The sequence below is a fragment of the Nocardioides panacis genome, from assembly GCF_019039255.1.
In the GTDB taxonomy this organism is placed as follows: domain Bacteria; phylum Actinomycetota; class Actinomycetes; order Propionibacteriales; family Nocardioidaceae; genus Nocardioides_B; species Nocardioides_B panacis.
In genome coordinates this window covers 761,858-785,460 of the sequence record NZ_CP077062.1, presented here as the reverse complement: position 1 = coordinate 785,460, position 23,603 = coordinate 761,858, and the positions used below count along the sequence as shown (strand labels likewise).

Genomic DNA, 23,603 nt, shown 5'->3' with positions numbered 1-23,603 from the left:
GCCGGGGACCGAGCGAAAGGATCGACCCGTGCCTGCCCCCTCCCCTGACCCGCCACGACGTGACCGGCCGCCCCGAGGGCCTGGTGCTGATGCTGCACGGCGGCAAGGCCGACGGCCTCACCGAGGTCGACGACGGCTCCGCGTCCTGGCGCCGCGCGCGCTGGATGGGCGAGCACGTGTCCGGCCGGCTGAACCGCGCCGGGGCGAGCGTGTGGCTGCTGCGCTACGCGGTCCGCGGCTGGAACGAGCGGGTCGCCTCTCCCCCGTCGCCGGTCCCCGACGCCCGCTGGGCGCTCGACGAGGTCCGCCGCGAGCTCGGCGACGTCCCGGTCGTGCTCCTCGGCCACTCCATGGGCGGGCGTACGGCGGTCGCGGTGGCCGACGACCCGAGCGTGGTCGGCGTCGTGGCATTGGCGCCGTGGCTGCCGCCGGGCGAGCCCGTCGGCCCGCTGGCCGGCAAGGCGTTCGCGGCGGCGCACGGGCGCAGCGACAAGATCACCTCCTTCCGGCAGACCCGGGCGTTCTGCCACGCCGCGCGCGAGGTCGCCTCGTCGGTGGAGCTCGTGGACCGCGGCCGGGTCGGGCACTACATGTTCCGCGACATCCCGGGCTGGAACGCGTTCGCGGTCAGCCGGTCCCTGGCCCAGCTGGGCGTGTCCCTGCCCGCCTGACGGGCCGGCGCGGGCTGTTACCCAGAATTCATTTGCGTGCAGCACGCATGCACGTCTATGGTTCCTTGATGAAACGAAACCGTTTCGTTTCATCCGTGTCAACGGCCGGGCCACGCAGCCAGGGGACGGGGACCATGACGCAGACCAGGAAGACCGGCGGCACCCGACCGCGGGTCGAGGGCGAGCGCGAGTCGGAGATCCTCGACGCCGCGCTGCACCTGCTCGCCGAGGTCGGCTACGACCGGATGACCATGGACGCCGTCGCCAGCCAGGCGAAGGCCAGCAAGGCCACGCTCTACCGGCGCTGGACCGACAAGCCCTCGTTGGTCGTCGACGCGATCCTGCGGTCCAAGGAGGCCCTCCAGACCCCCGACCCGGACACCGGGAACCTCCGCGACGACCTGGTGCAGATGTCCTGCAGCCACGGCGGTCTCACCGACCAGCGCTCCGCCCAGGTGATGGCGGGTGTCATCACCGCCCTGCACCACGACCCCGACTTCGCCGAGGAGTTCCGCACCCGCGTCCTCGGCCCCAAGATCGAGACCACCCGCGCCGTCTTCGAGCGCGCCCGGGACCGCGGCGAGATCACCGCCGACCTGGACCTCGACCTGCTGGCCCCTGCCCTGGCGGGGATCGTCCTGCACCGCAGCTTCGTGCTGGGACTGCCCGCCGACGAGAAGACCGTGGCCCAGGTCGTGGACCAGATCATCCTGCCCGCCGCGACCCGCCACTCCCCCACGCCCCGCACCCCCGAAGAAGGAACCGCATGACGACCGCAACCACTCCCGAGGCCGAGTCCGTCTCCGGCCACGGCCACCGCCACCTGGGATGGGCCCTCGTGCTCATCTCGGTGGCCCAGCTGATGGTCGTGCTCGACGCGACCATCGCCAACATCGCCCTCCCGTTCATCAAGAACGACCTCGACATCTCCCAGGCGAACCTCTCCTGGATCGTCACCGGCTACTCGCTGGCCTTCGGCGGCCTGCTGCTGCTCGGCGGCCGGCTCGGCGACCTCTACGGGCGCCGCCGGATGCTGATGGTCGGCGTCGTGGTCTTCGCCGTCGCGTCGCTGCTCGGCGGCCTGGCCACCAACGAGGGCCTGCTCCTCGGCGCCCGGGGCCTGCAGGGCCTCGGTGCGGCGATCGCCTCGCCCGCCGCCCTCGCGCTGATCACCACGACGTTCCCGGCCGGACCGGAGCGCAACCGCGCGTTCTCCATCTACGCCGCCATGTCCGGGGCGGGCGCCGCCGTCGGTCTCGTGCTCGGCGGCTGGCTGACCGGCCTCGAGCCGACCTTCTTCGGCCACGTCGTCGACGGCTGGCGCCTCACGTTCCTGATCAACGTGCCGATCGGCCTGGCCGCCGCGTTCGCCGCGCCGCGGCTGCTCGCCGAGAGCGAGTCGCACCCCGGTGAGCTCGACCTGCCCGGCGCCCTGTCCGGGACGCTCGGCCTGGTCGGCATCGTCTACGGCCTGACCCGCGCCGGCGACCCCCGCTACGGCTGGGGCGACGGCTGGACCCTGGCCTCGCTGGCCGCCGGCGTGCTGCTGCTCGCCGCGTTCGTGCTCATCGAGCGCAGCGTCGAGCACCCGCTGCTGCCGTTCCGGATCCTCGCCAACCGCACCCGCGCCACGAGCTTCGTGGTGATGATGCTGGTCCCGGCGGCGATGTTCGCGATGTTCTACTTCCTGTCCCAGTTCGTGCAGAACGTGATGGGCTTCTCGCCGCTGAAGACCGGCGTCGCGTTCCTGCCGTTCAGCGCCGGCATCATCGTGGCGGCCACGGTCTCCTCGAAGCTCATCGAGAAGGTCGACCCGCGCTGGCTCGCCGGCTTCGGCACCGCGCTGGCCGGCACCGCGCTGTTCGGCTTCTCCCGGCTGCCCTACGACGACTCGCTGGCGACCCTGTCGGTCGACGCGCACTACGCCAGCGACATCCTGCCGTTCATCATCATGATGTCGCTCGGCATGGGCATGACGTTCGTGCCGCTCACCCTGACCGCCGTGCACGGCGTGGGGGCGCGGGACTCGGGCATCGGCTCCGGCGTGCTGAACACCATGCAGCAGGTCGGCGGTGCGCTCGGCCTGGCCACGCTGTCCACGGTCGCGGTGCACTTCACCTCCGACAAGGTCGCCTCGCTCTCCGCCTCGGCCCAGTCCGCGGCGAACGGCGCCGTCGACCCGGACAAGGCGCAGCAGATGCAGACCCTCATCGGGCAGGTGGCGTTCACCGAGGGCGCGACGCACGCGTTCCTCACCGGCGCCGGGATGATCTGGCTCGGCACCGTGATCGCGCTGGTCTTCCTCAACGCGCGTCACGAGGACCTGGCCACCGACGAGGCACCCGAGGGCGTCGCGGTCCACTGAGCCGCCCTGCTCCGCACCGCTCGCGCGTGAGCCCCGCTGCCTCCGGGCGGCGGGGCTCTCGTCATGCCAGGGCGGAGGCGACCTGCCGGCACAGGTGGAGGGCCCGGCGCGCCCACTCCGGGTCCGCACCCGCCAGGCCGCAGCCCGGGGTGACCACCAGGGACGCGGCGGACTGCGGGTCGAGGCCGAGCATGTCGAGCAGCCGGAGCACCCGCTCGGTGACGGTGCCGTCGGAGAGCGGTCGCGCCGGCGCGGTGGTCGGGACCACCCCGAGGTGCACCGGCCGGCCCTGCTCGAGGAGGACCGCGAGGTCGTCGTACGACGAGGTGGGCAGCACGTCGAGGTCCACCGAGACGCCTGCGGCACCGGCTCCGGTCAGCAGCGAGATCGGCACGTCGGGCGCGCAGCAGTGCGCCACGGGCGTGCCCCCCGACTCGGTCACGGCCGCGAACACCCACTCCAGCGCGGGGCTGGCGCGCGGCGGGTCGACCGAGCGGTGCCGGTGGAAGCCCGAGGCGGTCGGGATGCGCCCGGCCATCACCGCAGGCAGCGCGGGCTCGTCGACCTGCACCAGGAGGTCGGCGCCAGGGATCCGGCGGCGCACGTCGGCGACGTGGTCGCGCAGGCCCTCGGCGAGCGCCTCGGCCAGCTCCCGGCGGGCACCGTGGTCGGCCAGCACCCGGTCGCCGCGCGGGCGCTCGACGGTGGCCGCCAGCGTCCACGGGCCGGCCACCTGGATCTTGAAGGTGCCGGTGTAGCCCTGGCTCTGCTCCTCCACGGCGTCGAGGTCCTGCGCCAGCAACGATCGGGCCCGACGCTGGTCGATGCCCGGGGCGTCGGTCAGCCGCCACCCGGCCGGCTGCAGGTCGGCACCGAGCTCGGAGACGAGGGCCAGCGTGCGGCCGGTCAGGTCGGCGTGCGGTCCGCGGCCGGGCAGCTCCGGGACGTGCGGCAGGTCGGGCAGCTCGTCGAGCACCACCTTGACCGCCAGGTCGTAGTCCGTCGCGTCGGTGCCGGGCATCGACCCGACGCCGGTGGCGCGGGTCACGCGCCGACCCGCGTCCGGGAGGCGGAGGAGATCGTGCAGGAGCCCACGACGCGGGTGCCGTCGTAGACGACGGCGGCCTGGCCGGGGGCGATGCCCTGGGCCGGGTCGAGCAGCTCGACGACGACCTCGTCGCCGCCGGGCGAGACGGTGACGACGGCGCGGTGCTCGTCGCCGTGCGCGCGGAGCTGGACGGTGCCGTGCAGCGGCGCGGCGGGGACTTGGCCGCACCAGCGCGGCCGGATGCCCTCGATGTGGTCGACGGTGAGCTCCTCACGGGGGCCGACGGTCACCGTGCCGGAGACCGGCTCGATGTCCAGGACGTAGCGCGGGCGGCCGTCGTCGGCGGGCCGGCCGATCCGCAGGCCCTTGCGCTGCCCGATGGTGAACCCGAACGCGCCGTCGTGGCTGCCGAGCACCTCGCCGCTGGCGTGGTCGACGAGCTCCCCCGACGTCAGCGTGTCCGGGCCGAGCTTCTCGCGCAGCCAGCCGGCGGTGTCGCCGTCGGAGATGAAGCAGATGTCGTGGCTGTCCGGCTTCTGGGCGACCTGCAGGCCGCGGCGCTCCGCCTCGGCCCGCACCTCGGCCTTCGGGGAGTCGCCCAGCGGGAACAGCGAGTGTGCGAGCTGCTCCTGGGTGAGCACGCCGAGCACGTAGGACTGGTCCTTGCCCGGGTCCACGGCCCGGTGCATCGCGATCAGCCCGTCGTCCCCGGTGACCAACTGGGCGTAGTGACCGGTCGCGACGGCGTCGAAGCCGAGTGCGAGCGCCCGGTCGAGCACCGCGGCGAACTTGATCTTCTCGTTGCAGCGCAGGCAGGGGTTCGGGGTGCGACCCGAGGAGTACTCCGCCAGGAAGTCCTCGACGACGTCTTCGTGGAACCGGTCGCTCAGGTCCCAGACGTAGAACGGGATCCCGATCGCGTCGGCGGCCCTCCGCGCGTCGTTGGAGTCCTCGATCGTGCAGCAGCCCCGCGCCCCGGTCCGGTAGGACTGCGGGTTGCGGGACAGCGCGAGGTGGATCCCGGTGACGTCGTGGCCCGCGTCGACGGCCCGGGCGGCGGCCACGGCGGAGTCCACTCCGCCGCTCATCGCAGCGAGAACGCGCACGGTCAGCCGGCCTTCTTCGAGGTCCCGAAGCCGGCCGCGACACCCGCGGCACGGGCCCGCTCCACGACCGGCGCGATCGCGCCGACCAACGCCTCGACGTCGGCCTCGGTGCTGGTGTGGCCCAGCGAGAAGCGCAGCGAGCTGCGGGCCTGCTCCGCGTCGCGGCCCATCGCGAGCAGGACGTGGGACGGCTGGGGCACCCCGGCCGAGCAGGCCGAGCCCGTCGAGCAGGCGATGCCGCGCGCGTCGAGCAGCATCAGCAGCGAGTCGCCCTCGCAGCCGGGGAACGTCAGGTGCGCGTTGCCGGGCAGCCGGTGGTCGAGGTCGGTGTCGGGGTCGCCGTTGAGCTGGGCGTCCGGCACCTGCTCCTGCAGCCGGGCGACCAGCTCGTCGCGCAGCGCGCGGACCCGCACGGCGTGCTCGGCCTGCCGGGCGACGGCCAGCTCGACGGCGCGGGCGAACCCGGCGATGGCCGGGGTGTCGATCGTGCCGGAGCGGATGTCGCGCTCCTGTCCCCCGCCGTGCAGCTGCGGGGTCACGTCCAGGTCCCGGCGCACGACGAGCGCGCCGACGCCGTACGGGCCGCCGACCTTGTGGGCGGTGAGCGTCAGCGCGTCCACGCCGGAGGCCGCGAAGTCCACCGGCACCTGGCCCACGGCCTGCACGGCGTCGGTGTGCACCGGCACCCCGTGGGCGTGCGCGAGCGCGACGGCCTCGCCGACGGGCTGGACCGTGCCGACCTCGTTGTTGGCCCACATCAGCGAGACCAGCGCCACCCCGCCGGGGTCGCGCTCGAGCGAGTCGCGCAGCGCGGCGACGTCGAGGCGGCCGAGCGCGTCGACCGGCAGCAGCTCGACGTCGGCCCCCTCGTGCTCGGCGAGCCAGTGCAGGGGGTCGAGGACCGCATGGTGCTCGACGGAGGAGGTCAGGATCCGGGTGCGGCGGGGGTCCTGCGCCCGGCGGGCCCAGAACAGGCCCTTGAGCGCCAGGTTGTCCGACTCGGTGCCGCCGGAGGTGAACACCACCTCGCCCGGCCGGCAGCCCAGCGCCCGCGCGATGGTCTCGCGGGACTCCTCGACCACCCGGCGCGCGGCCCGTCCCGACGCGTGCAGCGAGGAGGGGTTGCCGATCCGGGTGAGCTGCTCGGTCATCGCCGCGACGGCCTCGGGGTACATCGGCGTCGAGGCGGCGTGGTCGAGGTAGACGGTGTCTTCGGTCATTGCACTCACCAGCGTACGGCGTGCCGGGGCACCCCTCACCTCAGGCGTCGAGCCGGGCCTGCCAGGGGTGTTCCGGGTGCAGCCGGCGCAGCGACTCGCGCAGCCAGGCCCGGCGCTCGTCGTCGAGCAGCGGCCAGACGCCGTCGAGGTCGATGCGGTCCTTGACACGGTGCTGCTTGGTCTTGAACAGCAGCGACACCTCGGGCCGCTGGTAGCGGACCCCGTCGTCGGCGACCCAGGTCACCTCGTCCCGCCACGGCGAGCGCGCGTCCTCGCGCATCCAGATCTGGCTGAGCGGCTCGAGCGGGGTCGGGTCCGGTCGTCGATCACCCGCAGCGAGCCGGCGTTGCTCCACAGGTGGAACGTCCTCGGCGTCCGGGCGCCAGGCCCGCCTCCTCGCGGGTCACAGCCCGACGACCGCGAGCAGCGCGCGGTGGTCGGTGCCCTCGACGGTGACGGTGTCCGTGCGCAGTGCGCGCAGACCGGAGCTGACCAGCACGTGGTCGATCGGCACCATCGACGGGACCGGGAAGCCGAGCCGGGACACCTCGCCGGCGGCCGGCCAGGTCGGCTGCCAGCGCGAGTCGGCCTGGGTGGCGGCGTCCTCGAAGCCGCTGCCGACCAGCGCCCGCATCGGCACGTGGTCCATCGTCGCGTTGAGGTCCCCGACGATCAGCGTCCGCTCGGAGGTGGCGCGGGCCGCGTGCCGGATCACGCCGTGGTCCATCCGCCAGCCGGACACGTCCCCGACCGGCGGGCGCGGGTGCACGGCGATCAGGTGCACCCGGCCGGCAGGGGTGGCCAGGTCGAGGCCGTAGCCGGCGAACTCGGTGCGCAGCCGCTTCCACGTGCGAGACGCGGTAGCGGGAGAACACCATCGTGCCCGCGGGCCCGGCGGCGGGCTGCCCCACGCGGTGCCGGAACGCCTGCCCGAGGCCGGCGCCCTCGAGGCCGGCGAGCGCCTGGGGGGTGACCTCCTCGAGCACCAGCACGTCGACGTCGCCGGCGAGCGCGACCTCGACCACCCGGGCGGTGTCCGCCTGCCCGATGCGCAGGTTCGTGGTCATCACGTGCAGCCGGTGCTTCCCGGCGGCCTCCGCGGCGGGCGTCCCGAGGTAGGGCCCGCTGGCCCAGAACGCGTGCAGCAGCAGGCCGAGCAGCGAGGCGACGACCAGCAGCTTCGCGGTGCCGCGCCAGAACCGTCCGCCCCGCCACCAGGCCGGCAGCAGGAGCAGCAACGCCCCGGCGTACAGCACCACGGCGTACGGCGCGAAGGAGACGAGCCGCACCCAGGGCCCACCGGGCAGGTCGAGCAGGCGGGCGGTCGTCAGCAGTCCGGCCGGGACCAGGAACACCGTCACGAGCAGGCCGAGCAGCAGCCACCGGAGCTTCATGCGGACCACGCTAGGGGCTCGCGGGTCGCCCACGTCACACCTGACAGGGAGTGTTCGATTCGTGCCGCTGTGTCCTGGACCGGTACTGTTGGACCCGCTGGCCCCATCAGTTCTGCCTCGGGCCAGGCACGCGTCATCCACCGAGCGCCGCGACCGGGCACCCGAACGGGATCCGAGTCGCGCCGGGCAGGACGACCCTTCTAGCTTCTCTGGAGTACCCCACATGGCGGACACCCGCCCCAGCACGCCCCTGTCCTTTTCCGAGCTCGGCGTCCCCGCCGCGCTCGTGTCGGTCCTCACCGAGGCCGGCATCACCGCGCCCTTCCCGATCCAGACCGCCACGCTGCCGGACTCGCTGAAGGGCCGCGACGTCCTCGGCCGCGGCCGCACCGGTTCGGGCAAGACCTACGCCTTCGTGCTGCCGCTGCTCGCGCGGCTGGCCGAGGGCCGCGGCAAGCGCCAGCCGGGCCGCCCCCGCGCGCTGGTGCTCGCCCCGACCCGGGAGCTGGCCAGCCAGATCGAGGCCGCGATGGCCCCGCTGGCCAAGGCCATGAACCTGCGCACGATCACCATCTTCGGCGGGGTCCGCCCCAACCCGCAGATCCAGGGCCTGCGCAACGGCGTCGACATCGTCATCGCCTGCCCCGGCCGGCTCGCCGACCACGTCCAGTCCGGGCACTGCGACCTCGGCTCGATCGAGATCACCGTGCTCGACGAGGCCGACCACATGGCCGACCTGGGCTTCCTGCCGGTCGTGCGCCGGCTGCTCGACAAGACGCCGAGCCACAGCCAGCGGCTGCTGTTCTCGGCCACGCTGGACGCCGGCGTCGACGTCCTGGTCAAGCGCTTCCTGCACGACCCGGTCACGCACAGCGTCGACTCGGCCCAGTCGCCGGTCGGCAACATGACCCACCACGTGCTGCACGTCAGCAAGGAGGGCCGCGTGCCCGTCCTGGCCGACCTGACCGCGGCGCCGGGCAAGAAGATCGTGTTCACCCGCACCAAGCACGGCGCCAAGGCGCTCACCCGCCAGCTCAACGCGCGCGGCGTCCCCGCCGTGGAGCTGCACGGCAACCTCTCGCAGAACGCCCGCACCCGGAACCTCACCGAGTTCGGCACCGGCACCGCCCGGGTGCTCGTCGCCACCGACATCGCCGCCCGCGGCATCCACGTGGACGACGTCAGCCTGGTCGTGCACGCCGACCCGCCGGTCGAGCACAAGGCCTACCTGCACCGCTCGGGCCGCACGGCCCGCGCCGGCGCCGAGGGCACCGTCGTCACGCTGATGCTGGACGCGCAGGTGAGCGACGTGCGCGACCTCACCCGCAAGGCCGGCATCAAGCCGACCGTCACCCGCATCCAGCTCGGCGACGCGCTGCTCACCCAGATCGCGCCCGGCGAGCGCACCTACGTCGCCGAGGCCGACCGGCCCAAGGCCGAGCCGGCCCGGCCGAGCACGGGTGGCGGTGGCGGTGGCGGCGGTCGTCGTCGCGGTGGCAACGGTGGCGGCGGCGCCCCGAAGAGCAGCACCGGCGGTGGCGGCGGTCGCCGTCAGCCGGCCAAGTCCGGCGCCGGCCGCAGCAGCGCTGGCCGCAGCAGCGGCGGCACCGGGGGCGGCACCCACAGCGCATCGTCGTTCTCCTCGGCCCGCCGCGGTCGCTGACCCGGCCCGTGACTCACGCGGGGGCTGCTGGGCGGCGACGGCGCACGGCAAGGACCACGACGCCGCCGCCCAGCAGCACCGCGAGGTCGGCGAGGGCCAGCCAGACGGGGATCGCCCTACCGACCAGCGGAAGCCCGGTCGCCGGAGCGGGCGACCCGCCCGTCGGCGCGTAGGCAGCCACCCCGAGGACCTCCGCGCGCGACTCTCGGCTGTCTGTCTGGGCGGACCACCGCAACCCGAAGCCCACGGCGTCGGTCATGGTGTCGTTGCCCGCGTCGCGCCGCATCGTCACGGTCACGCGTAGGGGCAGGACCTCTCCGGCCCCGAGACTGGCGAGCGCGACCCCGGCGCCCGGTCCGTCGAGCTCGGTGAGGGAACCCTGCCAGAGCGATCTGCCCCCCTCGGGGGTGACCTGTCCGACCTCGACCTCGAGCCAGTCCGCCAGCTCGCCGCCCTCCCCGGTGCAGGTCACGTCGCCGTCGTTCCGCTCCGGCCGGACGCACCCGTTCTCGCTCTCCTCGACGTCGAACGATCGAAGCCTCAGGCCGGCCCGCCGAGTCGAGTCGTTGCGGAGCTCGAGCGTGCCCGACGTCGAGTAGCCCGGCGCCAGCTCGCCGAACCGGAGGAGCGGCGAGTCCGTGTCGTGCACGAACCCCGTCCCGTCACCGGGCACGTCGATGAGCAGCAGACCGTCGTCGGCGCTCGCCGCCGGTGCCGTGCCCGCCGCCATCACCAGCAGCAACAGCGCTGCCAGCCGGGTCCGGCGTGCTCTGCTCGACACCATCGCTCCTCTGCTCGGCTGCCCTCTCGCGCCCCACTCTGGCCCCGGGCCGGGCCGCGCCGCATCGTCAAGATTGCTGAATGTCCCGCTGTCAGGTGATCCCGGCAGGTCTGAGGAGTAGCAACCCTTTTCATCAACTTTGAGGATGCCCCCGCACCCCGGCGCCAGCGAGGGTGTTCTCAGTGTCGAGGGGGGGCCTCGGCCACACCATCAAAGGGGATCAGCATGAACAGCAAGCTCGTCAAGGGCAGCCTCGCCGGCGTCGCCTGCCTCGCACTCGCGGCCGGCGGCTCGACCTTCGCGGCTTTCAGTGACTTCGGCACGATCGCGGACAACTCCGTCCAGGCGGGGATCCTGAAGCTCAACCTGAACAACCAGAACGGATCAGCGGCCACGCCGCTCGACTTCGGGCACTTCAACCCGGGACACAGCTTCGTCCAGAACGTCTGGGTCGCGAGCAGCGACTCCGCCTCCGTGCCGGACGCCCAGCTCTCCGTCAAGGTCGAGAACATCCGCGACTTCGAGAACGGCTGCGGGAGCGCCAGCTCCGAGCAGGCCGTCGACAGCACCTGCAGCGCGAGCAACGACGGGGACGGCACCCTGGGCGGCGAGGTCTCGCCGCTGCTGGGCACCGACATGTACGCCTGGCGTCCTGGCACGCCCGGCGTCTGCACCAACTTCCCCGGGGCCGGTGACTCCGGGACCACGAGCATCTGGCACTCGACGCCCTTGAAGAGCACGCAGGACGTCTCGAAGAAGATCGGTGTCCTCAATGGTGGCCAGGGCTACTGCGTCCGGATCGAGCAGTACCTGCCCAGCGACACGGGCAACCAGGTGCAGAGCGACGGCGTGAAGTTCAACCTCAGGTTCGACCTGGTCCAGCTCTGATCCAGGGCGTGGGAGTCCCCCTGACTCCTCAGATCGACGCGTCACCCAGACCAGACGGAAGCGAGCAGGACATGGCACGGGACACCGGAGAGCGGACATTGCGTCGGCTTCTCCGCTGGTCGACCCGGCTGGTCCTGCTCGCTTTCGCTCTGCTCGTCACGGGGGCTCTGGCCGTGGTGATCGTGCTGCCCAGGGCCACCCATGGAACCGCGCTCACGGTGCTCACCGGAAGCATGGCCCCGGAGATCCCGGTCGGCTCCGTCGTGCTCGTCCGTCCCGTTGATCCCGGCACGCTGCGGGTCGGCGACATCGCGACGTACCAGCCGAAGCCCGGCAAGCCCGACTACATCACCCACCGCATCACCAGGATCGACACCTCCACGACTCCCACTGCCTTCACCTTCAAGGGCGACGCCAACCGCGGCGCGGACCTCGAGCCGGTGCCGTCGGGTGCCGTCCGGGGCAAGGTGTGGTTCCACGTCGCGTACCTGGGAGCCGTCCGGGACGGTCTGCACGGAAGGGGCGGCATCGCCTTGGTCGCGATGCTGGTGTGCGGTGGGTACGCGGTCTCGCAGCTCTCCGGTGCTGTGAGGGAGCGTGGGGCACGACGGACGCCGGAGGGGGAAGGCTCCGCCGAACCGGATCACCGCGCTCGGGTGACCCTCGACCGCACGCTGGTCGTCGCCACGCTCGGTACCGAGCATGTCGCCCAGGAGTGCGCCCTCACTCCTGACCAGGCGGCTCGGCAGTGGGGAGCGACCCTGATCGACGAGGGGGCCGAGGAGTTCCGACTGCTCATCGTGCCGCCGGCGCACGGTTCGGTCGCGACCGTAGAGCTCCTGCAGTCCCTCGGAGCCGTCTCGATCCACGTGCTGGAGTCGCCGACCCTGCTGGCGGGACGTTCTCCGAGCCCCGGGGTCCGTGCATTGCTCGAATCACCCGCCGGTCCTGCTCCTGCTCCGGGCCAAGGGACAAGCCGTGCGACCTGCTAGGCGTGGGACCGCAGCCGTCCTGGGTGCAGCGGCGGCATTCTGCCTGGGCATGTCCGTTGCCGACACCGGAACGACGTACGCGACGCTCTCCGACGTCGGCTCGCTGGACGGTTCCGCACGCGCGGGGGTGTGGGCTCCCGACCCTCCGGAGATCTGCACCGAGGTGCTCCACGCGCACCTCTCCACGACGCGCTACGGCACCCTCGGGGACGACGTGCTGGGGAGCAGCGGACCTCCTCACGGGAACCACCCTCAGGTCCTGATGGGGTACGACGGCGACGACCTGCTGGCGGGAGGCAACCAGGCGGACTGCCTGGTCGGCGGCCCGGGCAACGACCACCTCACGGCCGGCAACGGCAAGGACGTCCTCGACGGCGGCCGCGGATGGGACGTCTGCGAGGGCGACAACGGCGACGACACCTTCGTCGGCTGCGAGCGGGTCCTCGTCGCGACGAGGCCCAAGGCCACCGTCGTGCCCCCGATCTCGACCGGGCTGCCGGAGGCACCGCCCGCGACCTCTCCCCCGTCGCCCACGCAGGCCCCGCCGGCCCCGCCCGCCTCTGCGACGACTCCCGCGGCCGAAGCCTCCGTCGCCGTGCCCGAGCTGCCGGCGCCCGTGACGACCGCTCCGTCGAGCGCGGTGGACTAGTCCGATCTAACTAGACGGATTCGCCCCATTGGGTCTGCCATGTCGGTCATATCTGGCACAGGATGTGCTCAGCAGCCGGGGGGCCGCTGAGCACATCGCACCAGGGGACTCATGATTCGTCGACGTCATCCGGCAGGCGCCCGGCCGGTCACGCACGTGGTGGTGGCCGCCGCGCTGCTGAGCACCGCACTCGCGATCGTCCTGTCGGCACTGGACGTCGACTCGACCGCCACCGGTTGCGTCGCTCGCATGACGAGCGTCACCCGCTCCGCGGCGGCCGCGCTCTTCCTCACGTCCGGGTGCCTGCGGCTGGCCCGATGGCGTGTCACGCATGAGCCACGAAGCGGCCACATGGGGTGCGCTCTCGTCGTCCTCGGCGGGCTCTGCTACCCGCTGACCGGCCTCGGTCATGCACTGAGCCAACCCGCGGTCGCCTCCCTGCTCAGCCCACTCGTCCGTGGCACGGCGTCAGCGGTGTGCATGACCCTCGTGCTGCGCGCCCTGACCCGCGCCACCGAGCACACGGGCCCGCAACCACTGCGCGTCCTGCTCCGGGCCGCGTGCCTCGTCCTGGGAGTGTCCGCCGGGCTCGCGGCGGCGCAGCTCACGGCACCGGAGATGCTCTCAGGCACCGATGCGGCGTACGTCCTGATCGCAGGACTGCTCGCCTGCGGCTGGTTCGGCCTGGGGCTGCTGGCAGCCCGCCGCTCGCAGGAGTGGGTGTGGGCCGGCCGGCTGGCACCGCTTCTCGCTGCTGTCGGGGTGGCCGAGCTGCTGCGTTCGTTCGACGCGTCGGCCTCGGGGGTCTGGACGTTGGCCGCCCTGTCCCTGTGCGTCTGCGCGGCCGCCTTGTCGGCTCACTCGGCCATGCTCGACCTCGACCAGGCGATGACCGACGAGCGCTCCCACGTGGACGTGCTGGCCGAGGCCCTGCAGCGGGCCCACACCCGAGCCTCGGGGCACGAGGAGTGGCGCGAGGAGATGACGCACGATGCGTGCAACGCGTTGGCCGGCCTCCGTGGGGCGTTGCAGACGCTCGAGCGGTACGACGGCCGGCTCGACGAATCCACGGCCGGTCGGCTACGCACGGCCGCGATCGCCGAGATACGTCACCTCGAGCACCTGATCGTCGCGCCGGAAGAGGAGGGGACCCGGGACTTCGACGTCGTCGAGGTCGTGGCCGCGGTCGTCGAGACGCGGCGGGCCCTGGGCACCAGGATCCAGGTCTGGGGCGGCATCGACGGGCACACCCACGGCAGGCCCGACGACCTGGCAACCGCCCTGCAGAACCTCCTTGTCAACGCCGAGGTACACGCCCCGGGCAGCCCGGTGGTCGTGCACGTCAGCCGCGGTCCGTCCGGGGTCGAGATCGTCGTCTCCGACAGCGGACCCGGACTCAGCGCGGACGAGGTGGCCTGGGCCTTCGAGCGGGGGGACGCGCGGGTCCTCGAGCCCGGGCTCGGGACTGGGTCTCCACCTCGCGCGGCAGGCGATGCGGAGGCAGGGCGGTGACCTCGAGCTCCTCACGCGCCGGGGCGGTGCCACCTTCGTCCTCAGGCTTCCCGCGTCCGAGCACGCCGTGCCTCCGCTCCCGGTGCAGCGGTCCGACTCCCGCCTGCGGGCGTCAGCGTGACGCTCGCTGAGGAGCGCCCCGTCCTGCGTGCCCTGCTGGTCGACGACCACCAGTTGCTGGCCCAGAGCCTCGCTCTCGCCCTGGACCTCGAAGGCGTCGCCTGCATCGTCGCCGAGCTGGTCGACCGGGACAGCCTCGTGGAGCAGGCGAGGCGCTCGGCACCGGACCTCGTGCTCCTCGACCTCGAGCTGGGCGACACGCTGGGGAACGGGGTCGACCTCGTGCAGCCGTTCGTGGAGGCCGGCTGCCGAGTGCTGGTCGTGAGTGCCTCGACGGACCGCGAGCTGGTCGCGCGGGCGGTGGAGGCCGGCGCGTCGGACGTCGTGTCCAAGAGCGTCGCCTTCGAGCACCTCCTGGAGGCCGCTGTCGCGGTGGCCCGCGGTGAGCGCGTCATGGATCCCGTCCAGCGACATCGGATGCTCGCGGACCTGCGGGCGCACAGGTCCCGCAGGGCGTCGGAGCGAGCGACGTTCGCACGGCTCACGGAGCGCGAGACGCAGGTGCTGCAGGCTCTCTGCGACGGCGTGGGAGTCGCGGCGTTCGCCGCCGCGTCCTTCGTCTCTGAGGCGACCGTGCGCAGCCAGGTCCGCGGGGTGCTGACCAAGCTCGGGGTCACGTCGCAGCTCGAGGCCGTGGCGCTGGCCCACCGGGCACGCTGGCGCATGGACTGACCTCTGTCCGGTTTGGCACGACCGGTTGCGGGACGGCACACTGGGACTCCCATGAAGCACTGACACCGGTCCCCCCGTCCGCACCCCCCGATCGGTGTCCTCATGTCCGAAGCCCTGTTGCCCGGCCCCTCTGCCCTCGTCGGTCGCGACCTGTCGCGCACCTACGGAGACCGCGTCGTCCTCGACGGCGTCGACCTCCTGGCCCAGCCCGGCGAGCCGCTCGGTGTGGTCGGCGAGAACGGCGCCGGCAAGTCGACGCTGCTGCGCCTGCTCGCCGGCGTCGAGGAGCCGGACGCGGGGTCGGTGGAGCGTCCCGACGACCTCGGGTACCTCGCGCAGGAGCCGGACTTCCCGGACGGGGCGACCATCGGGGACGTCCTCGACGCCGCCCTCGCCCCGCTGCACGCGGCGGTCGCCCGGCTCGAGGAGCTCGCCCCTCTCCTCGAGGACGCGGACGCCGCCGAGGAGTACGACGCGACGCTGACCTGGGCCAGCCTGCACGAGGCCTGGGACGCCGACCGCCGCGCCGACGAGGCCGCCGCCCGGCTCGGGCTCGGCGAGCTCGACCGCCGCCGGCCGGTGGCCACGATGTCCGGCGGCCAGCGCAGCCGGCTCGCGCTGGCGGCGCTGGTCACCCGGCGGCCGGGCTGCGTGCTGCTCGACGAGCCCACCAACCACCTCGACGACCAGGCCACCGCGCTCCTCGAGGAGTTCCTGGTCTCGCTGCCCGGCGTGGCCGTGGTCGCCAGCCACGACCGGGCCTTCCTCGACGCGGTGTGCGGCGCGGTGGTCGACCTCGACCCGTCGCACCTCGGTGTCGACGGCGAGGGCGGCAACCGGTTCACCGGCGGGTACACCGCCTACCTGGCCGCCAAGCGGGCCGCCCGGCGCCGCTGGCAGACCGCCTTCGAGGCCCAGCAGGACGAGCTCGCCGCGCTGCGCGAGTCGGCGGAGACCACCGCCCGGCAGGTGGCGCACGGTCGTCCGCCGCGCGACGGCGACAAGTTCATCCACCACTTCAAGGGGCAGAACGTCGCCCGCACGGTCAGCCGGCGGGTCCGGGACGCCGAACGGCGCATCGACGTGCTCGAGCGGGACAGGATCCCCGAGCCGCCGGCACCGTTCGGGTTCCACGGCGTGCTCGCGCAGCGCCGCTCGAACGGCACGGTCGTCGCGGTCCGCGACCTGAGGGTGGCCGGCCGGCTGGACCTGCCCCGGGTCGACGTACCGGCGGGCGGGCGGCTGCTGGTCACCGGCGCCAACGGGTCGGGGAAGTCGACGCTGCTCAAGGTCGTCGCCCGTGAGCTGGCGCCGACCTCCGGGGAGGTGACGGTGGCCGCGCGGCTGGTGGGGCACCTGCCCCAGGACGTGGTGTTCGGGCGACCCGAGCGCAGCGCCGCGGAGGCGTACGAGGCGGCCACCGGCTCGCCGGTCCCGCTGCACGAGCTCGGCCTGCTGCACCCGCGGGAGCTCTCCCGGCCGGTCGGCGTGCTCAGCACCGGCCAGCAGCGCCGGCTCGGGCTGGCGATCCTGGTCGCCCGCAAGCCGGACCTGCTGCTGCTCGACGAGCCCACCAACCACATCTCGCTGGCCCTGGCCGACGAGCTCGAGGAGTCCCTGCAGCACTCGTCGGGCACCGTCGTGGTGGCCAGTCACGACCGGTGGCTGCGCCGACGCTGGTCCGGGGAGACGCTCGTCCTCTAGTCGCGGATGGCCCGAACGGGCTATTCAGCCGACCTGTTCGACTGCGCACCCGAGCCCAACGGGGGTCGTGGCTGCCCGGTCCGCCACGCAGACTCCTGGTATGGCCGGGGAACGAGCAGACCGCGAGCCCGGGGAGCTCCAGATCCCCGGGCCGGGCAGCGTGCTGGGCCCCTGCGTGCTGGCCGTCTCGGTGGGCACCGCGCTGGTCTCCCTGGTCGCGCTGCTCAACGTCGAGAGCCTCTCCCCCGACGCGCTGGCCCGCGACGCGTTCGCGCTCGGCGCCGCCGCCCTCTTCCTGGCCGCGGCGGTGCTGCGGCTGGCCCGCTGGCGGGTCACCACCGACCCGCACAGCGGTCTGCTCGCGGCCGCGATGGTCGCGCTCTGCCTGATCAGCCTGCCCGTGGGCAACCTCGTCGGCCAGGTGCTGCGCCACGACGTGCAGCCCGGCCCCGCCCTCGGCGCCCGCGCCCTCGGGACGGCCGGCTGCCTGGCGCTCGCCCTGCGGGCGATGACGGTCACCGACGAGGGCCGGCCGACGGACTGGGTGCGCACCCTCCGGGTCTCCGTCGTCACCGCGCTGCTCGGTCTGGCCGGCCTCGCCGGGCTGGTCGCCGTCACGCCGGACCGGGTCTCCGGGCCGGTGCTGCTCGGCGTGGTGGTCGAGGTGGCGCTGGCCGGTGCCTGGGTGGCCATCGGCCTGGCCGCCTCCGTCCGCGACGCCGTCCAGCCCTGGGCCGGCCGGGTCGCCCCGCTGTACGCCTCGCTCGGCGTCGTCGAGCTGCTCAACGCGCTGGACCAGCTGCGTCCCGGCACCTGGGCCCTGCCGTCCTCCGCGCTGCTCGCCTCGGTCGCGATGATCACCGCGCACAGCGCGTACGTCGACCTGCTGGAGTCCACCCGGCTGGTGGCGGCCGTCGAGCACCGCACCCGGCAGCTGTCCGGCGACCCGCACACCGCTGCCGTCGGGCCCGGAACCGAGCAGGTCACTGACTTCGACGTCACCGAGGTGGTCGCCGCCGTCGTACGCCCGCGTCTCGAGGCCGGCCAGGAGATCCGGCTCCGGGGCGGCGTCGGCGTCGCGCACGCCCGATCCGGTGACCTGGCCGCCGCCGTCGAGCGGCTGCTCGCCAACGCGGCCACCCATGCGCCGCGCAGCCCGGTCACGGTGCACGTGGTCGCGATCGACGCACGCATCGAGATCTCGGTGACCGACCGCGGGCCGGGCATGTCGGCGCTCGACGCCGCCCGGGCGGTCGGCGGGCTGCACGGGGCACGGTCGCTGATGGTCCGCAACGGCGGCAGCCTCGAGCTGCGCAACCGGATCGGCGGCACCACGTTCGTGCTCGTCCTGCCGGCCGCCGCGGACCAGCGCGCCGAGGTCATCGTGCCGCGCTGGGACGGCGTGGGCCAGCACGCCTGAGCGGCAGGATGCCACGGGCCCCCGGACCCGTAGGTCCAGGGGCTCGGTGCAGCGGCGGGCGTCAGCCCTTGCGCGCGACGATCTGCTCGGTCGCCTTCGGCAGCACCGCGTGCAGGTCCCCGACGACGCCGAAGTCGACGAGCTCGAAGATCGGCGCCTCCTCGTCCTTGTTGACCGCGACGATGGTCTTGGAGGTCTGCATGCCGGCCCGGTGCTGGATGGCCCCGGAGATGCCGTTCGCGACGTACAGCTGCGGGGAGACCGTCTTGCCGGTCTGGCCGACCTGGAACGCGTGCGGCATCCAGCCGGAGTCCACGGCCGCGCGCGAGGCGCCGACCGCGGCACCGAGCGAGTCGGCGAAGCCCTCGACCGGCTCGAAGTTGCCGCCGGTGCCGCGGCCGCCGGAGACCACGATCGCGGCCTCGGTCAGCTCGGGGCGGCCGGAGGCCTTGCGGGGCTCGGACTTGGTGATCCGCGCACCCTTGGCGGTGTCGCTGATCGTCGCCGCGAACGGCTCCTGCGTCCCGGCGCCGTCGACGGCCTCCGGGGTCGTGGAGTTGGGCTTGACGGTGATGACCGGGACGCCCTTGGTGACCTTCGCCTGGACGGTGAAGTTGCCGGCGAACACCGACTGCGTGGTCACCGGCGCTCCCCCGTCACCGGCCCGGACGTCGACCGCGTCCGTGATCAGGCCGGAGTCGATCTTGACCGCCAGGCGGCCGGCGATCTCCTTGCCCTCGCCGCCGGACGGGACCAGCACGGCGGCCGGCGAGGTCTTCTCCACCAGCTGCGCGAGGATCTCGGCCTTCGGTGCGACCAGGTAGTCCTTCACGTCGGCATCGTCGACGACGTAGATCTTCTCGGCGCCGAACTTCGTCAGCGTCTCCGCCGCGGTGCCGGCGTCCCCGCCGATCAGCACCGCGGACGGCTCGCCCAGGCGGCGGGCGATCGTCAGCAGCTCGGTGGTGGGCTTGGTGACCTTGCCGTCGACGTGGTCGACGAGAACCAGAACTTCACTCATAGCTGATCAGCCCTCTCAGATGAACTTCTTCGACGCGAGGAACTCGACCAGCGCGGTGGCGCCCGATCCGTCCTCGTCGGTGACGACCTCGCCGGCCGTGCGCGGCGGGCGGGCCTCGGTGCCCTCGACGGCGCTCCAGGCGGCGGAGAGGCCGACCAGCGCCGGCTCGAGACCGAGGTCGGCCAGCGACCAGGTCTCCAGGGGCTTCTTCTTCGCGGCCATGATGCCCTTGAAGGAGGGGTAGCGCGCCTCGCCGGACTGGTCGGTCACCGACAGCACCAGGGGCAGCGTGCCCTCGATGGTCTCGGTGGCGGTGTCGCCGTCGCGGCGGATGGTGACGGTGCTTCCCTCCAGGCTGATCTCGGAGCCGAGGGTGACGGCCGGGACGCCGAGCCGCTCGGCGAGCATCGCCGGGACCACGCCCATCGAGCCGTCGGTGGAGGCCATCCCGCACACGACCAGGTCGTGCTCGGTCTTCTTGACCGCCTCGGCGAGCACCAGCGACGTGGCCAGCGCGTCGGAGCCGGCGATCGCGTCGTCGACCACGTGCACGCCCTTGTCGGCGCCCATCTGCAGGGCCTTGCGGATCGCGTCGGTGGCCTGGTCGGGCCCGACGGTCAGCACCGTGACGGTGGTGTCGTCGCCCTGCTTCTCCTTGATCTGCAGGGCCTGCTCGACGGCGTACTCGTCGAGCTCGGAGAGCAGGCCGTCCACGCCGACGCGGTCGACGGTGTTGTCATCCTCGAAGTGCCGGTCGGCGGTGGCGTCCGGAACGTACTTCACGCATACGACAATGTTCATGGCGTCATGGCCCCGCAGGGCCCCTCCTGATGAGTCGGTTGGTCCTGAGGTTACCCGCGCGTAGCAACGCTGGAAACCGGGTCCGGGGTGGAGTCAGTCACACGTCCCCACCCCGCTCGGCCACCTGGTCAGGGGCGGATGATCCGGTCCAGCACCTTGCCGACGACGAGGTAGATCACCGCGGCGATGCCCCAGTTGGTCAGCGCCTCCTTGGTGGCGGCGCCCTTGCCGGTGAAGTCCTTGAACGAGCCGAAGTCGAGCTTGGCAGCCCCGTCGAGGACGAAGGCGACGATCGCGTTGTCCTGGTTCATCTTGAGCGCGACCAGCAGCGCACCGACCGCGAGGAACAGCGCGCACACCACGGCGACGAGCCAGACGACCGACGCGATGCGTGCGCGGATCGCGTTGGTGCCCGCGACGACCTTGCGGCCGACCTGGCGGTCCTTCTTCTTCCGCTGCACCGGGGCTTCCTCGGTCTTCTCGACGGGCTTCTCGGTGTCGGTCACGCGTTCTCCTTGGGATGAGTTGACCGCACCCTAGCCGACCCTCAGCGCCCCTGGAACTCCGCCTTGCCGGGGCCGTTGTCGACGAACGAGCGCATCCCGGTGGTGCGGTCCTCGGTCGCGAACAGCGCCGCGAACTGGACCCGCTCGATCTCCAGCCCCGTCTCGAGGTCGGTCTCGAGGCCCCGGTCCACCGACTCCTTGGCCGCCCGGAGCGCGAACGAGGCGGCTGCCGAGAACTGCCGGGCCCAGGTCCGGGCGGCGGCGTAGACCTGGTCGTCGGCCACGACCTGGTCGACCAGGCCGATCCGCAACGCCTCGTCGGCCTTCACGAACCGGCCGGTGAAGATGATGTCCTTGGCCTTGGCCGGGCCGACCAGCCGGGCGAGCCGCTGGGTGCCGCCGGCGCCGGGGATGACGCCGAGCAGGATCTCCGGCTGGCCGAGCGTGGCGCCCTCCCCCGCGATGCGCACGTCGGCGCACATCGCGAGCTCGCAGCCGCCGCCCAGCGCGTAGCCGGTCACCGCGGCGACGACGGGCTTGGGGATCTTCGCGACCGCCGTGAACGCCGACTGCAGACCTCCCGAGCGGGCGACCATGTCGGTGTAGGACATCTCCGCCATCTCCTTGACGTCGGCCCCGGCCGCGAACACCCGCTCGCCGCCGTACACGATCACGGCGCGTACGTCGTTCCGCTCGGCCGCCTCGGCGGCACACGCGCGGATCTCCTCCTGCACCTGGACGTTGAGCGCGTTCATCTTCGGTCGGTCGATCCGGATCGTGCCCACGCCGTCCTCGACCTCGAGCCGTACGAACTCGCCCATCGTCGTTCTCCTCACGTCGCTGTCGCTGTCGCGCCGAGCCTAGCCAGGTCGTCCGGCACAATGTCCGGGTGACGAAGTCCGCGTGGCCCGGAAGCCATCAGCCCCTGGGCGCGACGTGGGACGAGGAGAGCACCAACTTCGCGGTGTTCGCCCCAGAGGCCACCTCCGTCGAGCTCTGCCTGTTCGACGAGGTCGACGGCGCCGACGTGGAGACCCGCTGGCGGCTGACCGAGAAGACGCTGGGCATCTGGCACGGGGCACTGCCCGGCCTCGCGCCCGGTCAGCGCTACGGCTTCCGCGCGGACGGTCCGTGGGAGCCGACCCGCGGCCGGATGTTCAACCCGGCCAAGCTGCTGCTGGACCCCTACGCCCGGGCGGTCAGCGGCACCGTGGTGCCGGACGGCCCGATCTACGGCTACCCCCGGCCGGCGTCCCGCGACCTCGACGACGTGCGAGCCGCGCAGCGCGGGCCCCGCAGCGACGTCGACTCCGCGCCGTACGTCCCTCGCTCGGTCGTCGTGCACGACGACTTCGACTGGGGCGACGACGAGCAGGTCCGGCCCCGGCACCGGTGGACCGACACGATCGTCTACGAGATGCACGTGAAGGGGTTCACCGCGCTGCACGAGGAGGTGCCCGAGGCGATCCGCGGCACCTACGCCGGGCTGACCACGAACGCCGCCGTGCACTACCTCAAGGACCTCGGGGTCACCACCGTCGAGCTGCTGCCGGTGCACCAGTTCGTCTCCGAGCCGGACCTCGCCGAGTCGGGGCTGACCAACTACTGGGGCTACAACTCGATCGGCTACTTCGCGCCGCACAACGGGTACAGCTCGGCCGGCGACCGCGGCGAGCAGGTCCGCGAGTTCAAGGCGATGGTCAAGGCGCTGCACCAGGCCGGGCTCGAGGTGATCCTCGACGTCGTCTACAACCACACCGCCGAGGGCAGCCCGCTCGGGCCGGTGCTCAGCTTCCGGGGCCTCGACGACATCGGCTACTACAAGCACGTCGACTGGGTGAACGACGGCGGCACCTACTTCGACGTCACCGGCTGCGGCAACACGGTCGACGCGGCGTACCCGCCGGCGCTGCGGCTGATCCTGGACTCGCTGCGCTACTGGGTCACCGAGATGCACGTGGACGGGTTCCGGTTCGACCTGACGCCGGCGCTGACCCGCACCGGGCACCGGGTCGACCTCAGCGGGCACTTCATCACCACGATCGGGCAGGACCCGGTGCTGCGGCACGTGAAGCTGATCGCCGAGCCGTGGGACGCGAGCATGGACGGCTACCAGGTGGGCCGGTTCCCGCCGCCGTGGTGCGAGTGGAACGACAAGTACCGCGACACCCTGCGGGACTTCTGGCGGCTGCGCTCCGGCGGCATCCGCGACGTGGCCTCCCGGCTGTCCGGCTCCTCCGACCTGTACGCCGACGACGGCCGCTCGCCGTACGCCTCGGTCAACTTCGTCACCGCGCACGACGGCTTCACGCTGCGCGACCTGGTCTCCTACGACCACAAGCACAACGAGGCCAACGGCGAGCACAACCGCGACGGCACCGACAACAACCGGTCCTGGAACTGCGGGGTCGAGGGTGACACCGACGACCCGGTCGTCACCGCGCTGCGGCACAAGCAGGCCGCGAACCTGCTGGCCACCCTGCTGCTGTCGGCCGGCGTCCCGATGATCACCGCCGGTGACGAGCGGGGCCGCACCCAGCGCGGCAACAACAACGCCTACGGCCAGGACAACGAGACGTCCTGGCTGGACTGGCGGCCCGACGACGCCTGGCTGGACCTGTACGACGTGGCGAAGACCGCGCTCCGGCTCCGGCGCGAGCACCCGGCGCTGCGGCAGCGGCACTTCCTGGAGGGCCGGCCGACCCGGCGCGGCGGCCCGAAGGACCTCGCCTGGGTGCACCCCGAGGGCCGGGAGATGACCGAGGCGGACTGGTACGACGAGCGGCTGCACACCCTCGGGATGTTCGTCTCCGGCCAGCCGCTGCGGGCACCGGGGCCCCACGGCGAGGAGCAGCACGACTCGTCGTTCCTGATGTGGTTCCACGCGCACTCCGAGCCGGGCAAGGCCAAGCTGCCGGCCAACCAGTGGGTGGTCGCCGGCGAGGTGGTGCTGAGCACCGACTCCGGCCACCCCCTCGGCGAGGTGCTGTCGGCCGGCGAGGTCATCGACATCGAGCCCCGCTCGCTGATCGTGCTGCGCCAGGTGTGAGACGACCCCCCGACCCGGAGG

At 72.9% G+C, this 23,603-nt stretch carries 21 protein-coding genes and 1 pseudogene; 12 read left to right on the top strand and 10 right to left on the bottom strand.

Translation table 11 applies throughout. From position 1 onward, the window contains the following. Nucleotides 1–59: 59 nt before the first annotated feature. From KRR39_RS03930 to KRR39_RS03920, 3 genes are all read left to right on the top strand, one after another. Nucleotides 60–671, top strand: coding sequence for an alpha/beta fold hydrolase (locus tag KRR39_RS03930; protein ID WP_216940835.1), 612 nt, complete (start codon nt 60–62; stop codon nt 669–671). 134 nt (nt 672–805) lie between these two features. Continuing rightward, a complete protein-coding gene (locus KRR39_RS03925) occupies nt 806–1,441 on the top strand; it encodes a TetR/AcrR family transcriptional regulator (protein ID WP_216940834.1) in 636 nt (211 codons plus the stop codon). Then, nucleotides 1,438–3,036, top strand: coding sequence for an MFS transporter (locus tag KRR39_RS03920; RefSeq protein ID WP_216940833.1), 1,599 nt, complete (start codon nt 1,438–1,440; stop codon nt 3,034–3,036). Before KRR39_RS03925 ends, KRR39_RS03920 begins: the two co-directional genes overlap by 4 nt. Nucleotides 3,037–3,097: 61 nt before the next feature. Here the strand turns inward: KRR39_RS03920 and KRR39_RS03915 are convergent, their stop codons facing one another. The 5 genes and pseudogenes from KRR39_RS03915 to KRR39_RS25890 all read right to left on the bottom strand — a co-directional run bounded on the left by KRR39_RS03915 (nt 3,098) and on the right by KRR39_RS25890 (nt 7,477). Then, a complete protein-coding gene (locus KRR39_RS03915; protein WP_254185500.1) occupies nt 3,098–4,084 on the bottom strand; it encodes a methionine synthase in 987 nt (328 codons plus the stop codon). Next, a complete protein-coding gene (gene mnmA, locus KRR39_RS03910) occupies nt 4,081–5,190 on the bottom strand; it encodes a tRNA 2-thiouridine(34) synthase MnmA (protein ID WP_216940832.1) in 1,110 nt (369 codons plus the stop codon). The genes KRR39_RS03915 and mnmA overlap by 4 nt, the downstream gene beginning before the upstream one ends. Before the next feature lie 2 nt (nt 5,191–5,192). After that, nucleotides 5,193–6,410, bottom strand: a complete 1,218-nt coding sequence (locus KRR39_RS03905) for a cysteine desulfurase family protein (RefSeq protein ID WP_216940831.1) — start codon at nt 6,408–6,410, stop codon at nt 5,193–5,195. 40 nt (nt 6,411–6,450) lie between these two features. Continuing rightward, the gene (locus KRR39_RS03900) at nt 6,451–6,765 is read right to left on the bottom strand and encodes a hypothetical protein (protein ID WP_216940830.1); all 315 of its coding nucleotides are present in this window, start codon (nt 6,763–6,765) and stop codon (nt 6,451–6,453) included. A gap of 48 nt (nt 6,766–6,813) precedes the next feature. Then, nucleotides 6,814–7,477 (bottom strand): annotated as a pseudogene (locus tag KRR39_RS25890) (endonuclease/exonuclease/phosphatase family protein). A gap of 550 nt (nt 7,478–8,027) precedes the next feature. Between KRR39_RS25890 and KRR39_RS03890 the strand changes: the two are divergent. Next, nucleotides 8,028–9,467 (top strand): DEAD/DEAH box helicase, encoded by a 1,440-nt coding sequence (locus KRR39_RS03890; protein WP_216940829.1) that lies wholly within the window; start codon nt 8,028–8,030, stop codon nt 9,465–9,467. 13 nt (nt 9,468–9,480) lie between these two features. On the opposite strand, the gene KRR39_RS03885 is transcribed toward KRR39_RS03890, so the two are convergent. Beyond that, nucleotides 9,481–10,248, bottom strand: a complete 768-nt coding sequence (locus KRR39_RS03885) for a hypothetical protein (RefSeq protein WP_216940828.1) — start codon at nt 10,246–10,248, stop codon at nt 9,481–9,483. 225 nt (nt 10,249–10,473) lie between these two features. Between KRR39_RS03885 and KRR39_RS03880 the strand changes: the two genes are divergently transcribed. From KRR39_RS03880 to KRR39_RS03850, 7 genes are all read left to right on the top strand, one after another. Further along, nucleotides 10,474–11,136, top strand: coding sequence for a SipW-dependent-type signal peptide-containing protein (locus KRR39_RS03880; protein ID WP_216940827.1), 663 nt, complete (start codon nt 10,474–10,476; stop codon nt 11,134–11,136). 71 nt (nt 11,137–11,207) lie between these two features. Continuing rightward, nucleotides 11,208–12,128 carry a signal peptidase I gene (locus KRR39_RS03875; RefSeq protein ID WP_216940826.1) on the top strand — a complete coding sequence of 307 codons (921 nt, stop codon included), beginning with the start codon at nt 11,208–11,210 and terminating at the stop codon, nt 12,126–12,128. Nucleotides 12,129–12,177: 49 nt separating this feature from the next. Continuing rightward, nucleotides 12,178–12,777 (top strand): hypothetical protein, encoded by a 600-nt coding sequence (locus KRR39_RS03870; RefSeq protein ID WP_216940825.1) that lies wholly within the window; start codon nt 12,178–12,180, stop codon nt 12,775–12,777. 480 nt (nt 12,778–13,257) lie between these two features. Then, nucleotides 13,258–14,289, top strand: a complete 1,032-nt coding sequence (locus KRR39_RS03865; protein ID WP_216940824.1) for an ATP-binding protein — start codon at nt 13,258–13,260, stop codon at nt 14,287–14,289. 117 nt (nt 14,290–14,406) lie between these two features. Next, entirely contained in the window at nt 14,407–15,081 is a 675-nt protein-coding gene (locus KRR39_RS03860) for a response regulator (RefSeq protein WP_216940823.1), read from the top strand. 102 nt (nt 15,082–15,183) lie between these two features. Beyond that, on the top strand, nt 15,184–16,785 hold the full coding sequence (locus tag KRR39_RS03855; RefSeq protein ID WP_216940822.1) for an ABC-F family ATP-binding cassette domain-containing protein: 1,602 nt from the start codon (nt 15,184–15,186) through the stop codon (nt 16,783–16,785). 100 nt (nt 16,786–16,885) lie between these two features. After that, nucleotides 16,886–18,205 (top strand): sensor histidine kinase, encoded by a 1,320-nt coding sequence (locus KRR39_RS03850; protein WP_216940821.1) that lies wholly within the window; start codon nt 16,886–16,888, stop codon nt 18,203–18,205. 61 nt (nt 18,206–18,266) lie between these two features. On the opposite strand, the gene KRR39_RS03845 is transcribed toward KRR39_RS03850, so the two are convergent. From KRR39_RS03845 to KRR39_RS03830, 4 genes are all read right to left on the bottom strand, one after another. Beyond that, complete coding sequence (locus KRR39_RS03845; protein ID WP_216940820.1) at nt 18,267–19,226, bottom strand: electron transfer flavoprotein subunit alpha/FixB family protein; 960 nt, start codon at nt 19,224–19,226, stop codon at nt 18,267–18,269. Between the two features lie 15 nt (nt 19,227–19,241). Then, complete coding sequence (locus KRR39_RS03840) at nt 19,242–20,009, bottom strand: electron transfer flavoprotein subunit beta/FixA family protein (RefSeq protein WP_254185497.1); 768 nt, start codon at nt 20,007–20,009, stop codon at nt 19,242–19,244. 146 nt (nt 20,010–20,155) lie between these two features. Next, nucleotides 20,156–20,533, bottom strand: a complete 378-nt coding sequence (locus KRR39_RS03835) for a hypothetical protein (protein WP_254185496.1) — start codon at nt 20,531–20,533, stop codon at nt 20,156–20,158. A gap of 41 nt (nt 20,534–20,574) precedes the next feature. Then, entirely contained in the window at nt 20,575–21,354 is a 780-nt protein-coding gene (locus tag KRR39_RS03830; protein ID WP_216940818.1) for an enoyl-CoA hydratase/isomerase family protein, read from the bottom strand. A 68-nt stretch (nt 21,355–21,422) separates the two neighbouring features. Between KRR39_RS03830 and glgX the strand changes: the two genes are divergently transcribed. Further along, on the top strand, nt 21,423–23,582 hold the full coding sequence (gene glgX / locus KRR39_RS03825) for a glycogen debranching protein GlgX (RefSeq protein WP_216940817.1): 2,160 nt from the start codon (nt 21,423–21,425) through the stop codon (nt 23,580–23,582). Nucleotides 23,583–23,603: the final 21 nt, after the last annotated feature.

Coding starts and splice junctions, on each gene's coding strand:
- KRR39_RS03865 (WP_216940824.1), top strand. CDS start 13,258: ATGACCCTCGTGCTGCGCGCCCTGACCCGCGCCACCGAGCACACGGGC.
- KRR39_RS03890 (WP_216940829.1), top strand. CDS start 8,028: ATGGCGGACACCCGCCCCAGCACGCCCCTGTCCTTTTCCGAGCTCGGC.
- KRR39_RS03880 (WP_216940827.1), top strand. CDS start 10,474: ATGAACAGCAAGCTCGTCAAGGGCAGCCTCGCCGGCGTCGCCTGCCTC.
- KRR39_RS03905 (WP_216940831.1), bottom strand. CDS start 6,410: ATGACCGAAGACACCGTCTACCTCGACCACGCCGCCTCGACGCCGATG.
- KRR39_RS03870 (WP_216940825.1), top strand. CDS start 12,178: ATGTCCGTTGCCGACACCGGAACGACGTACGCGACGCTCTCCGACGTC.
- KRR39_RS03855 (WP_216940822.1), top strand. CDS start 15,184: ATGTCCGAAGCCCTGTTGCCCGGCCCCTCTGCCCTCGTCGGTCGCGAC.
- KRR39_RS03920 (WP_216940833.1), top strand. CDS start 1,438: ATGACGACCGCAACCACTCCCGAGGCCGAGTCCGTCTCCGGCCACGGC.
- KRR39_RS03850 (WP_216940821.1), top strand. CDS start 16,886: ATGGCCGGGGAACGAGCAGACCGCGAGCCCGGGGAGCTCCAGATCCCC.
- KRR39_RS03875 (WP_216940826.1), top strand. CDS start 11,208: ATGGCACGGGACACCGGAGAGCGGACATTGCGTCGGCTTCTCCGCTGG.
- KRR39_RS03925 (WP_216940834.1), top strand. CDS start 806: ATGACGCAGACCAGGAAGACCGGCGGCACCCGACCGCGGGTCGAGGGC.
- KRR39_RS03830 (WP_216940818.1), bottom strand. CDS start 21,354: ATGGGCGAGTTCGTACGGCTCGAGGTCGAGGACGGCGTGGGCACGATC.
- KRR39_RS03845 (WP_216940820.1), bottom strand. CDS start 19,226: ATGAGTGAAGTTCTGGTTCTCGTCGACCACGTCGACGGCAAGGTCACC.